Origin of the sequence: Dryocola clanedunensis subsp. sulfonylureivorans, from assembly GCF_016756775.1 — a bacterium.
Lineage (GTDB): Bacteria > Pseudomonadota > Gammaproteobacteria > Enterobacterales > Enterobacteriaceae > Dryocola > Dryocola clanedunensis.
This window is the reverse complement of record NZ_JAERMU010000002.1, coordinates 347484-360648: the sequence shown is the minus strand read 5'-3', so window position 1 is coordinate 360648 and position 13165 is coordinate 347484. Positions and strand designations below refer to the sequence as shown.

The window sequence follows — 13165 nt, the reverse complement described above, 5'->3', positions numbered from 1 at the left end:
GGCGGCGCTGGGTGCAGTAATGCGCAAGCTGGTGCACATGTGCTTCGGGGTGCTTAAAACACGCCTGCCATGGGATGAAAATTATGCAGCTACCGCTTGACGTTCAAGACGGTAGCTACGCCCACAAAGGGTTAAGAAGAATGGATAAGCGCAGCGCCGCCCGCGTTTTTATAGGTCGGATAAGCGCAGCGCCATCCGACAAGTTTACTTCGCCAGTTTCTTCTGATCGTTGCGGTAGTTAACCACCGAGTTAATAATCAGTGTCAGCGCCAGGATACCGCCTACCACGCCCAGCGAAATGGCGATCGGGATATGGTAGAAATCGACAATCATCATCTTCACGCCGATAAACACCAGGATAATCGACAGGCCGTACTTCAGCATTGAGAAGCGTTCCGCTACGCCAGCCAGCAGGAAGTACATGGCACGCAGACCCAGAATCGCGAACAGGTTAGAGGTCAGCACGATGAACGGGTCAGTGGTCACGGCGAAGATAGCCGGAATACTGTCGACCGCGAAAATCACGTCGCTCAGCTCAACCAGAATCAGCACTAACAGCAGCGGCGTAGCGAACAGCAGGCCGTTCTTACGCACGAAGAAGTGCTCACCTTCGATTTTGTCCGTCATACGCAGATGACCGCGTAGCCAGCGCACCAGCGGTTTGTCGCCAATGCCCGCCTCATCTTCCTTCGCCAGCGCCATCTTAATACCGGTGAACAGCAGGAACGCACCGAAGACATACAGCAGCCATTCGAACTGGGTAATCAGCCAGCTGCCCGCGAAGATCATGATGGTACGCAGCACAATCGCACCCAGCACGCCGTAAACCAGCACGCGGCGCTGCAAAGCGGCAGGGACGGCGAAGTAGCTGAACAGCATCAGCCAGACGAAGACGTTATCCACCGCCAGCGCTTTCTCAATCAGATAGCCGGTGAGGAAGGCGAGCGCCTGGGTATCCGCCACTTCACGCCCTGAGGTGCCGGTGAGATACCACCAGAAAGCGGCGTTAAACAGCAAAGAGAGTGAAACCCACACCAGTGACCAGGCCGCAGCCTGCTTCATGGACATGGTGTGCGAGCCTTTTCGCCCCTGTAACAGGAGGTCGATTGCCAGCATGATGACGACGACGACGGCGAAACCGCCCCACAGCAATGGTGTGCCGACACTATTCATAAAAGTGATTCCTTGAAAAACAAAAACGGCCAACGTCGGAAGACGCCAGCCGCTAATGCTTGCAACAGGGATCTCGCCTTCCGGCAAGGTCTCACTTACAACGCGGAATAGCCTTTTCGATAAAAAGCCATTCGCATTGCCCGGTAACCGGGTGCTTTCGCACCGTAATGACGATTAACCGGCAATGAAGTTACTCCCCTTTGCGAGTAACAAAATATTACGAACCATTACTCCGGTCAATATCATGCTACCCCTGTTTTACACAGCTTTACGCCGTGACGGACGCCGGGACATCGTCTGCCGGGAACTTCACCCCGGTCTGCGCCCGGATTTCTGTGGCTAACGCAGAGGTGATGCGCGAAGTCACAAGTCCTGGGTGATTCACTTCGTTTGCCGTCACCAGACGGGCGAACGTTTCGGCCTCGTAAAGCATAGTATTGATGTGCTGCGGCTGCGAAAGATCCTGCGGCTTGCCGCCGCGCGGCACGAAGGTAATGCGCTGGCATTCGGAAATTTTCTCGATAACCAGCGAACCTTCTTCACCCTGAATCTCGCTCGGGATCACTGAATCGCTCACTTTGGAGTGCAGCAGGTTCACGTCAAAATCACCGTAGTTCATCTGCACGGAACCGTGAGCGTCGACGCCGCTCTCCAGCAGGCTTGCGGTGGCGCTCACCGAATGCGGCTGGCCCCACAGCGCTACGGCGGAGGCCAGCACGTAGAAACCGATATCCATAATCGAGCCGTTCGACCAGGCCGGATTAAACGTATTGGGGTTCTCGCCGTCGAGATAGCGCTGATAGCGGGAGGAGTACTGGCAGTAGTTGAGCAACACCTTGCGAATTTTGCCCACCTTCGGCAGCGCCTGTTGCAGGGCGATAAAGTTCGGCAGGCTGGCGGTCTTAAACGCTTCGAAGAGGACAACCTGGTTTTCACGCGCGCAGGCAATAGCTGCTTCCACCTCACGGATATTGGAGGCGAGCGGCTTTTCGCAAATCACATGCTTTTTATTGCTTAAGAAGAGAATGCTTTGCGGCGCGTGCAGGGCGTTCGGGCTGGCAATATACACCGCGTCAATCGCATCGCTTTTCGCCATCGCTTCAAGATCGGTAAACAGATGCTCAACCATATACTCATTGGCGAAGGTCTGCGCCTGCTCGAGGGTGCGGGAGTAAACCGCGGTGAGTTTGTAGTGGCCACTTTCGTGGGCGGCATCGACGAACTGACGGGTGATCCAGTTAGTTCCAACCACGGCGAATCTGATCATGAGCGTTGTAATCTCCGAATTAACCAACCGTTACTATAGGCTTTAGAGGGGGGATCAACGCAAGTGCCATTCTCTATTATGGTGTCGGATTTGTCGGATGGCGCTGGCGCTTATCCGACCTACGGCCCGGTTTTGTAGGGGGGATAAGCGATAGCGTCATCCACCGGATCCTTTAAGCGCCATCTCCGTCAGCCACAGGCGCGTGTCAAACTCGAACTGGTGATACTGCGGCTCCATATGGCAACAAAGTGAATAAAACTGCTTGTTGTGATCCTTCTCTTTCAGGTGCGCCAGCTCGTGCACCACAATCATGCGCAAAAATGCTTCGGGGGCCTGGCGAAACACCGTCGCTACGCGGATCTCTGCTTTCGCTTTCAACTTACCGCCCTGCACGCGAGAAATGGCGGTATGTAGCCCCAGCGCATTATTCAGAACGTGAATTTTATTGTCGTAGGCGACCTTATTGATCGGCGGCGCGTTGCGCAGGTACTGACTTTTCAAATCCTGGGTATAGGCATAGAGCGCTTTGTCGGTGGCGATGTTGTGGCTCTGCGGGTAGCGCTTTTGCAGCACTTCACCGAGGCGTTGCTCCGCAATCAGCGTACGAACCTGGGCGAGCAGGTGCTCGGGGTAGCCGCTTAAGTAAGTCAGTTCACTCATTCACACGCTCTTCGGAAGGAAAAAAGGGTATACTCACGCCCCCATTCAGGGGATCACACCAAATTTTACCATCCAGGAGGGCCGATGAGCCAATCAGACAACGGTTTCCGTTCACTGACACTAAAACGTTTCCCGGAAACGGACGACGTCAACCCGCTGCAGGCGTGGGAAGCGGCGGATGACTATCTGCTGCAACAGCTGGACGACACCGAAATCAGCGGCCCGGTCCTGATTTTTAACGACACCTTCGGCACGCTGGCCACCGTGCTGGCCGAGCACAAGCCGTACAGCATCAGCGACTCTTACCTGAGCGAGTTGGCCACGCGCCAGAACCTGAGCCTGAACGACATTATCGAATCAAACGTCACCTTCCTGGACAGCACGGCGAACTACCCGGATGCCCCAGGCGTGGTGCTGATCAAAGTGCCGAAAACGCTGGCCCTGCTGGAGCAACAGCTGCGCGCGCTGCGTAAAGTCGTGACGCCTGAAACCCGCATTATCGCCGGTGCCAAAGCGCGTGATATCCACAACTCAACGCTTGAGCTGTTCGAAAAAATCCTCGGCCCAACCACCACCACTCTGGCCTGGAAAAAGGCGCGCCTGATTAACGGCACCTTTACCAAACCTGAATTGCAGGATGCCCCGGACACCCTGAGCTGGAAGCTGGCAGGTACGCCCTGGACCATTCACAACCACGCGAACGTTTTCTCCCGTACGGGTCTGGACATTGGCGCTCGCTTCTTTATCGAGAATCTGCCAACCGGTCTGGAAGGTGAGATTGTTGATTTAGGCTGTGGCAACGGCGTGGTGGGTCTGCACCTGCTGGATCAGAACCCGGAAGCGAACGTGGTGTTTGTGGATGAATCTCCGATGGCGGTGGCGTCAAGCCGCATGAACGTCGAGGTGAACATGCCGGAAAACCTGGACCGCTGCGAATTTATGATTAATAACGCGCTGTCCGGCGTGGAGCCTTACCGCTTCGATACTATCCTGTGCAACCCGCCGTTCCACCAGCAGCACGCCCTGACGGACCAGGTTGCGTGGGAGATGTTCCACCATGCCCGCCGCTGCCTCGTGAACAACGGCGCGCTGTATATTGTGGCTAACCGTCACCTGGATTACTTCCGCAAGCTGAAAAAGATCTTCGGCAACTGCGAAACGATTATCGGCAACAATAAGTTCGTCGTTCTTAAAGCCGTGAAAACAGGCCGGGTACGCTAACTGTTAAAGCCAACCCTCTTTTGTTGGCTAGGAAAGCGTAGCGCCGGGAAACAAACGTGTTCGGCAAAATGGTAAAGGAGCACTGATTCAGGGCTCTTTAGATTGCTGACAAAGAAGGAAAAAGCGTGGTTTTTCCTTCTTTGTGGTCAGCAGGCGAAAATCAACGAATTGATTTTCCTTGTTATTTATTCGGTGAGATCTTTGCGAAACTCATACGCTTTAGGTTTGTCATCAGTCTGAGGAGCCCTGATCCAGGGCTCTTTTTATTTAATAATTATTTATAAACGATTATAGGTTTGTTATAAAATCGGCGGCGTTTGTAAAAAACAACTATTTGTGCGAATTTTATCTTAAATACATCCCTTCTGACCCATGCATTATAATTACATGATAATCTGAGGATGGTTATAAGTAATTTTAAGTTCACTTAAGAGAAGCTTATAAATCCACGGCTTTATTTATGTTAAATATAAAAGCACTTTTTGTCCTCTCTTTTAAGTAGCCAGGGCCTATGACATATATTATTAATGGAATAATTAAATATAAACCTGAAGATGGCACCCTGTGGAACATTGACGACCCGGAGCGGGTACTGACCCTTACATTAACGAACAGCAATTTGTTGCAGTTCATTCTGGACAGCAATGGTGATGTATTATCCCGGGAGGCGGTACTGGAAAATATCTGGGATAAACAAGGGTTGCGCTCTTCCAATAATACGCTTAATCAGTATATTTCAATCTCCCGGCGAACCTTATCTCTGCTGGGGGCAGACGAAGTGATTATCACCGTTCCTCGTATCGGATTTTGCCTCAACGGAAACGTGAAAGTGGTCAAGGAGATTGATAAGACAGATCGGCTCTCTACCTCTGCCACATCCCATAACGTCGCTAATGAAGCATCCGGTATAAAGCGTGGACTACTGTTACTGCTGTTCTTTCTCATGTTACTGGTCATTTTTGTCCTCAGCTATCATCGTCGGTCAACGTCTCCCCACGAAGGGCGTGTCGAGACAATACTCGAGCAACAAAATAACGAGAACGCGGTATTAACGCTGTGTACACCGCCCGGCGAGAAGGCCACTACGGTGGTGTGCAAGGAATATTATGCAAAGTGAATGTTCACTGACTTCTTATAAGGAAATATATGAATAGAAAAAGACATGCCGTCCTCCTGTTACCTCTTCTTCTCGCTACTGCCTGTACTCATAAACCTCCTGCCAGTGTGACAACAGACCTGGATCCTGAGCAGAATTTTTTTATGGTCAATAACCAGTCGGGACCTGCTGAGGATAATGCCACCACCCTACAAGGTTTAACCGATGGGCTGGCATACACATCGACGAACAACAGGTGTATTGATAATCTCAATATGCTAAGAGAAGAGGGGGCTGAACGCTATCCACAATATCTGGAAGAATATCAAAAGCTATCAGAGGCTTTTATTTTCCTTAATACCAATAAAAATATTATGGATCAGGCGGCTAAACGCATCTACACCATGGAATTAAAAATGAAGGTTGAAACCCTGTGCTCGAAAATTCAGTATTCAAACTTCGTGTTGGTGCATGAAAAACGCAAAATGCTTTCGGGTATCTAACCGGATAGCAGGTTTAAAAAAAAGGTGCTCAATGTAAAACGTTGAGCACCTTTTTTGTTACTTAGCTTCTGATTTAATCGCAGTAATTACCTATTCTGTTATCCGGTGTCACAATGAACTGTTCTGCGCGGGTATCTATTCTGAACACCGTCCAGGCTGCGGCATTTGCCCCTGGTGGGGTGGTGTCCTCTATTCTGAATGTCCTGCTTGTTCCGTCAGAGAGATAAAGCTGCACCATAGCACCGGTATAAACCTTAGGCGTGCTCGAGTATCGGGTAACGGAGTAGCAATAGACGCCTCCCGGGTGGAAATCAGAGATCGTGATTGTCTCCGGGCCGTAACCGTTTCTGTCATCTTTGTCCAGGGTTGCGTCTGCTCCTGCAGGGGCTTTGTTTACGCCAGAAACAGTGATCAGAGACTTAGGGTTATCTGCCGATGGCACCCTCAGATAAGCGTCCAGGTCTTTGGGTTCCGCATCCCAGGTTAATATGATGCGGGCAGCCTTACCGTTTAAGCTTGGGGACAACACAATATTCTTTTGCAACGTTGTTACTTCGCTGAGATCCAGAGACTGATCAAGGGTAATGAAACCGGTAAGGGATGCTCTTATGTAGTAAATCCCCTGCGGAACATTAGCAATAGAGTAAGTACCGTCACTCCCACTGGTCGTCTGATAGAGCGGTGTCGTGGCCTGGGCTGACGCGAACAGCTGAACGCTAACGCCGGGCAGCGGATCGTCACTCACACCATTTCTGATCTCGCCCTGTAATTGCACCACAGCTTCCTTGAAAGACACTTTTTTATCAGCGTTCATGACGTTGCCGCCCGCTACGCTGGCAGAAACCTGGATATCCAGCGCTTCTCTTGTCGTACCGGTTAAGCGCATTGTCGTCATGCCGTTGGCGTCGGTCACGCTGCTTGTGGCTTGCAGTACCGCCAGCGAACCTTTGTCCTCGGCCCAGTTAACCGTTGCGCCGGGTACGACGTTGTTATTGGCATCTTTGACCAGCGCTGTGAAGGTAAAGTACTCCATCCCGTTGGCTTTCTTCTCCACTACCGTGTCGTTTAATGTCACCTGAACGACGTTTGCCGTCATCGCATCTGCGATGAACATCGTCCCTACGCTCTGGCTTGTGCCATTCACGCTGGCCGTTACGTTTGTCACCCCGGCGAGGGTATTGGTCAGCGTAACGGTGGCAACTCCCTGAGCGTCCGTCGTGACCGAACCATGACCGATAATTGCACCGTTATCGGCGGTGAAGGTTACCGCAATGGCTGGCACCAGGTTGCCGCTGGCATCGGTCACTTTTGCCTGAACGGTGTTGGTTGACGTTCCATCAGCTTTGGCATTATCCACCGTCACCGTCAGGTTACCGTTGATAATGCGGGCGGTATCTTTGTCGGCGACGAAGGTGGTATTCACACTTTGATTGCTGCCGTTAACCGTGGCCGTCACTTTCGCTACACCGGCATGGATGCTCTTCAATGTCGTGGTGGCGACGCCTCTGGCGTTGGTCACTGCCGATGCGGCAACCAGGGTTGCGCCGTTGTCGACGACGAAGCTCACCGTGACGTCAGGCACGATATTGCCGCTGGCATCGGTGACTTTTGCCTCAACGGTATTCGTCGCCGTTCCGTTAGCTTTCGCGTTGTCCACCGTCACGGTCAGATCGCCGTTGATGATACGGGCGGTGCCCTTGTCGGCCATAAAGTGGGTATCCACAGTCTGGCTGCTGCCGTTGATGGACGCCGTCACTTTCGTCACCCCTGAGTGAATATTCGTCAGCGTGTTGGTGGCGATCCCCTGGGCGTTGGTGATGACTGCGGCAGTGAGCGATGCCCCGTTATCGGCGGCAAAAGTGACCTCGACGGCTGGCACGATATTGCCGCTGGCATCGGTAACTTTGACCTGCACCGCGTTTGTTGCTGTCCCGTCAGCCTTCGCGTTATCCACCGTCACCGTCAGGTTGCCGTCAATGATGCGGGCTGTGTTTTCGTCCGCCACAAAAATCGTGTTCACGGTCTGGCTGCTGCCGTTGACGGACGCAGTCACTTTTGTCACTCCGGCGTGGATATTATTCAGCGTGGTGGTGATGATCCCTTCGGCGTTGGTAACCGCAGAAGCGGCTGCCAGCGTTGCGCCGTTATCGACGGTAAAGTTGACCGCGATGTCGGGCTCGATATTGCCACTGGCATCGGTGACCGTTACCTGGACGGCATTAGTTGCCGTTCCGTCAGCCTTCGCATTATTCGCCGTCACCACCAGGTTCCCGCTGGCGATCCGCGCGGTGCTTTTGTCGGCCACGAAGGTTGTCTGCACACTTTGAGCGCTGTCGTTGACCGTGGCTGTCACGCTCGCCACACCAGCCTGCGTACTGGACAGCGTGGTGACAATGACCCCCTGGGCATTAGTGATGGCTGAGGCGGCAGTCAACCTTGCGCCGTTAGTGACGGTGAAGCTCACGGTAGCACGAGGCACGACGTTACCGTTGGCATCGGTCACTTTCACCTGCACCGCATTTGTCGCCGTGCCGTTGGCTTTGGCGTTATCTTCTGTCACCGTCATATCGCCGCTGAGGATACGAGCGGTGCTTTCGTCGGCCACAAATGACGTGTTCACGGTCTGACTGCTGCCGTTAACGGTCGCCGTCACTTTTGTTACCCCTGCATGCGTATTTTTCAGTGTGGCGGTCGCGATGCCCTGGGCATTGGTGGTGACGGATGCAGCGATCAACGTTGCATCATTATCGACGGCGAAAGTCACCACCGCGTCAGGTACGACGTTGCCGCTGGCATCCGTCACCGTAGCCTGCACTTCGTTGGTGGAGACATCGTCAGCTACCGCATTATCCACCGTTACTTTCAGGTTGCCGCTGATGATCCGGGCGGTGCTGTTGTCGGCGATAAAAGTGGTATTCACACTCTGTCGGTTGCCGTTCACCGCGGCGCTCACGACCGTCACGCCGGCAGTCACGTTAGTCAACGTTGTGCTGGCAAGGCCGTGTTCATCGGTGATGACTGTTGCGGTGCTGAGCTGCGCACCGTTAGTTGCGCTGAAGCTCACCGTTACGCCAGGCACCAGGTTACCCTGTTCATCGGTGATGATTGCCTGCACAGCATTGGTCGCGGTACCGTTAGCTTTGGCATTGTTCGCCGTCACCGTCAGGTTACCGTCGATGATGGTTGCCGTTCCTCCATCGGCCATAAACGTTGTGTCCACGCTCCGGCTGGTGTCATTAACCGCAGCGGTCACTTTTGTTATTCCGGCGTGGATATTAGTCAGCGTGGTGCTGGCAAGCCCCTGCGCGTCCGTCACCACCGAGGCTGTTGTGATACTCGCGCCATTGCTGGCGGTAAAGTTCACCGTCGCCCCTGCAATCAGGTTGCCCTGAGAATCAGTGACTTTCGCCTGAACCTGATTGGTTGCCTGGCCATCGGCTTTAGCGTTGTCAGAGAGCACGGTCAAATTGTTGGCGGTGATGGTTGCCGTTGAGCCATCAGCAACAAAGGTGGTATCGACGCGCTGGCTCTCACCGTTCACTACCGCTGTCACCCTTGCTACCCCCGCTACGGTGGATGTCAGTCCTGTGCTGGCGACGCCTTGTGCGTTGGTGATGGCTTCGCTGTATATCACCGTTGCGCCATTGTCGGCGCTGAAGCTCACCGTTACCCCCGGCACGAGGTTGCCATAGGCATCAGTCACCTTCGCCTGCACGCCATTCTTCGCCGTGCCGTCGGCTAAGGCGTTATTCATCGTTACCGTCAGATTGGCGGCAGTCAGCGTGGCGGAGTTACCGTCCGGGATAAATGTCGTGGTGACGCTGCGGCTGGAGTCATTCGCCGTGGCGGTAACGCTGGTTTCCCCGGCGACGGTATTGGTGAGCGTAGTGATGGCGACACCCTCAGTCGTTGTGACTACTGACGCCTGCGTCATGCGGCCACCGTTGGTTGCACGGAAGGTCACCGTAATGCCTGATACGGGATTACCGCTGGCATCTGTTACCACGGCTTTGAGCGCATTGGTGGCGGTACCGTTGGCGATAGCGTTATCGGCGGTGACCGTCAGATTGCTCAGCGTGGCGGTCGCGCTGTCTGCCATAAAGGTCACGTTAACGCTCTGGCTGGCCCCCTTCACGGTGGCCGTCACCTGTGCCACTCCCGACAGGGTGCTGCTCAGCGTTGTGGAGGCTATCCCCTGATCGTTAGTTATTGCAGAAGCGACCGCAACGTTAACGCTGTTGTTAGCGGTAAAGCTCACGGCAACACCCGACACCGGGTTGCCGGTCGCATCAGTCACTTTTGCCTCTACCGCGTTGGTGGCCTTACCGTCGGCTTTTGCGTTATCCGCCGTGACCCGCAGATCGCCGCTGGCAATTCCTGCCGTACCGCTATCAGCGATAAACGTCGCCGTTTTGCTAACAGAATGCCCGTTCACCGTCGCCTGGAGGGCGTAGCTCCCGGCCCTGGTACTGCTGAGCGTCGTTCTTGCTTTACCGTCGTCTCCTGTAGAGACCGCCGTGTCCCGCAGCGTTGCGCCATTCGCCACGCTGAAAGAGACGTTGAAGCCGGAGAGCAGGTTGCCGTTGGCGTCGGTGACTGTCGCTTCAACGCCGTCTGTCGCTATACCGTTCGACAACGCGCCATTCGGGTTAATGACCAGATTGCCGTCGAGAAGGGTGGCGGTTGAAGCATCGGCAATAAAGCGGCTGGTCGTTTGCGCGCTGTTCCCCGACTCCTTAATGCGAGCTTTTACCGTAAAGGTTGCGGCATTCAGGCTGGTTACGCTTGCTTTGGCGATACCGTCGCTGCCGGTCGTCACGTTAAGTGTCTTGAGCGATGCACCGGGGCTGATGGTGAAGATAACGTTCACATCCGCCACCGGGTTACCGCGCGGATCGGTGACGATTGCAGTGACGATATTTGTCGCCTTGCCATTGGCCACGGCATCCTGCGTCGACGTCAGATTGCCCTCGGCGATAGCCGCAGAGGTTTTATCCGCAGTGAATATGACGGTCTGGGATTTGGATGTGCCATTGATTCGGGCGGTGATGATGCTCTCACCGACGAGATTACTGGTCACCTGAATCTCCGCCTGGCCGCTGCTGTTTGTGGTGACGCTATCGCCATTCACCAGCGTGGCATTGTTGCTGGCGCTTAACTCAACGCGAGCACCGCTCAGCGGGTTGCCATTGAGATCTTTTACGGTTACCTGAAGTTTATTACTACTGTGACCATCCGCGAGGGCTTTGTTGGCAAGGATCTCCAGTGCGTCAACGCGAGCGGTGGCAGTATCAGCAACAAACGAAAGCGGTGCCGATTTGAAGTTACCGTTATTCATCGTAGCGCGCAGCGTGCCCTGCTTCGCCAGCTTGCTGCGGATATTCACCGTCGCGTTGCCCGCGTTATCGGTATTCACCGTGAGCGTGGTATTGCCAGTGCGGCCAGCAACAAATAACGTCGCTGCGGAATAGCCATCGTTGCCCTTTAAATTCTCTAGGCTGAAGGTGATTGGCTGAGCCACCAGAGGGCGATTGTTTTCATCGCGCACGACTGCCGTGGCGGTAAAGTAATCTGAGTTGTTTGCCGGTACGCTCCCGGAAGGCGTAACCGTTAACGCGCTGACAATATTTTTTGAAGGCGCAAGGTTGATCGTGGTGGTGGCGACGTTGGATTTATTGCCGTACTGGTCTGCGCCCACTGCCTTGATAACATATTGCTGCGTGGGTGAGACAGGGAGGTTATAAGCGAAGGCCGGCAGCACCACCTCTGCCTGCGTCAGCGAGACTTTGCGCAGCGTGCCTCCGTGGGAATAAAAACTGGCATCTGCCGTCCAGTCCACCTCTTTGAGTCCGTACTTTGCCTTCTGAACCGTCAGAGGCAAGGCGATCGTTTCAGCCGCCCGCCCGTTAACCTGCGGCGGCAGAGAGATGCGCAGCAGCTCCTGCTTGCGGTACTGCATCACGATATCGTAATTACGATCGACCAGATCCTGCATGCTGCCCATCAGGCTATGCATCATATCCACCGAGTCGGGGCTGATCTGCTGGTGCCATGGTACACCCAGGCGATACGTAAAATTCACACCAGCATTGGTTTCGTTGGTATCCCCAAATGACTGTTCGGCTTTCAACGTGACCAGTGGGATTGGCGAGTAGTTGAGGCCGACGGTGACAGCTTGCGCATTATCTTCAAGATCGTCTGGCGAACCGTCGCCGCTCAAGTCCACGCCTTTGCCAAAGTACTTTTCGTACTTCAGGCTACCGCCAATCTGAGGGTAAGCGGGCAGCCATGCATTAGCACGAATATCAAAGCCCGAGGCCGGGCGCTCATCATAGTCCCGCATATCTGACAGATCGGACTGGTGCCAGTCTGTCAGGCCGAAATAGCCGTTGGCCGAGAGACGCAGATAATTTCCCCACAGCTCAGTGCCGATGCCAAGCCGGGCGTTATTACCGCTGTAGTCATAGTCATAAAAGGTATTAACGCCGTACATCCATGCGTCCAGATACTGGCGGTAACCGACCCCAACATTCAGCGTATTACGGTCATCCTTAGCTCTCATACCCAGCTGAGTGAAAACCAGAGAATCTGAACTTTCGGCCAGCGGATACAGCAGATCGCCCGCGATTTTGGCATCTGAATCAATAGAAATTCTGGCTGTCCCTTTCTGGTTCAGCCAGTCGTTAATTTCCTGATTGATTAAGCCTTCACCCAGGCTTTTAAAGTAGTTAAGTGAGGCATCAGCGGCATGTTTATCCGAGAGGATTCGACCTGCCTGCATCACGCCCGATGCGATGCCGGATTGTGAATCTGTTTCCGGTTGAGCTGTAGCTGAACGCTCACTGCCAAGCGAAGGTAACCCTGAGCTGGTTTGACCGGCTGGGGTAGAGCCAGATAGAGGTGCAAAAGGCGTAGCCAGACCCTGTTCTGTCCAGGGAACGGCAGTGGCAGCCTGGGGCGTGCTGGCTTTAGCCGAGGGGGCAGGGAGCTCACTGTATATTTTGTCACTACCTTCGACCACCGACTCCAGGCCGATAATTGTCTCTTCGATATGATTTAATTGCCGGGTGTCGGCGATGGCATTTATCGAATATAACAAAGGAGAAACTATCTGAATAAAAATAAGGCTCCAGGAGGTTATTTTCATCCCGACAGGAGAGGTCATCGAAATCATAGTGGTTACCAGTGATTTATTAAGGGTGTAGGAAAATCCCCGCCGCGGCAGCGGGGTTCTGCAATATAAAA

Annotated in this window: 7 protein-coding genes; 3 read left to right on the top strand and 4 right to left on the bottom strand. The window is 53.9% G+C overall.

Annotated elements, in window-relative coordinates:
- Window positions 1–204 precede the first annotated feature (204 nt).
- The 3 genes from HYQ67_RS03500 to HYQ67_RS03490 form a co-directional block, all read right to left on the bottom strand.
- Window positions 205–1173, bottom strand: coding sequence for a TerC family protein (locus HYQ67_RS03500; protein WP_202301509.1), 969 nt, complete (start codon window positions 1171–1173; stop codon window positions 205–207).
- A 268-nt stretch (window positions 1174–1441) separates the two neighbouring features.
- Window positions 1442–2440: a Gfo/Idh/MocA family protein gene (locus tag HYQ67_RS03495; RefSeq protein ID WP_202301507.1), complete on the bottom strand. Its 999-nt coding sequence runs from the start codon at window positions 2438–2440 to the stop codon at window positions 1442–1444.
- 156 nt (window positions 2441–2596) lie between these two features.
- A complete protein-coding gene (locus tag HYQ67_RS03490; protein ID WP_202301505.1) occupies window positions 2597–3100 on the bottom strand; it encodes a M48 metallopeptidase family protein in 504 nt (167 codons plus the stop codon).
- Window positions 3101–3184: 84 nt separating this feature from the next.
- Here HYQ67_RS03490 and rlmG point away from each other — a divergent pair, with 84 nt between their 5' ends.
- From rlmG to HYQ67_RS03475, 3 genes are all read left to right on the top strand, one after another.
- Window positions 3185–4321, top strand: coding sequence for a 23S rRNA (guanine(1835)-N(2))-methyltransferase RlmG (gene rlmG, locus HYQ67_RS03485; RefSeq protein ID WP_202301503.1), 1137 nt, complete (start codon window positions 3185–3187; stop codon window positions 4319–4321).
- 511 nt (window positions 4322–4832) lie between these two features.
- The gene (locus tag HYQ67_RS03480) at window positions 4833–5438 is read left to right on the top strand and encodes a winged helix-turn-helix domain-containing protein (protein WP_202301501.1); all 606 of its coding nucleotides are present in this window, start codon (window positions 4833–4835) and stop codon (window positions 5436–5438) included.
- Window positions 5439–5467: 29 nt separating this feature from the next.
- On the top strand, window positions 5468–5920 hold the full coding sequence (locus tag HYQ67_RS03475; RefSeq protein ID WP_202301499.1) for a hypothetical protein: 453 nt from the start codon (window positions 5468–5470) through the stop codon (window positions 5918–5920).
- A 73-nt stretch (window positions 5921–5993) separates the two neighbouring features.
- Here the strand turns inward: HYQ67_RS03475 and HYQ67_RS03470 are convergent, their stop codons facing one another.
- Window positions 5994–13094 carry an Ig-like domain-containing protein gene (locus HYQ67_RS03470; RefSeq protein ID WP_202301498.1) on the bottom strand — a complete coding sequence of 2367 codons (7101 nt, stop codon included), beginning with the start codon at window positions 13092–13094 and terminating at the stop codon, window positions 5994–5996.
- Window positions 13095–13165: the final 71 nt, after the last annotated feature.

Coding starts and splice junctions, on each gene's coding strand:
- HYQ67_RS03500 (WP_202301509.1), bottom strand. CDS start 1,173: ATGAATAGTGTCGGCACACCATTGCTGTGGGGCGGTTTCGCCGTCGTC.
- HYQ67_RS03495 (WP_202301507.1), bottom strand. CDS start 2,440: ATGATCAGATTCGCCGTGGTTGGAACTAACTGGATCACCCGTCAGTTC.
- HYQ67_RS03490 (WP_202301505.1), bottom strand. CDS start 3,100: ATGAGTGAACTGACTTACTTAAGCGGCTACCCCGAGCACCTGCTCGCC.
- rlmG (WP_202301503.1), top strand. CDS start 3,185: ATGAGCCAATCAGACAACGGTTTCCGTTCACTGACACTAAAACGTTTC.
- HYQ67_RS03480 (WP_202301501.1), top strand. CDS start 4,833: ATGACATATATTATTAATGGAATAATTAAATATAAACCTGAAGATGGC.
- HYQ67_RS03475 (WP_202301499.1), top strand. CDS start 5,468: ATGAATAGAAAAAGACATGCCGTCCTCCTGTTACCTCTTCTTCTCGCT.
- HYQ67_RS03470 (WP_202301498.1), bottom strand. CDS start 13,094: ATGATTTCGATGACCTCTCCTGTCGGGATGAAAATAACCTCCTGGAGC.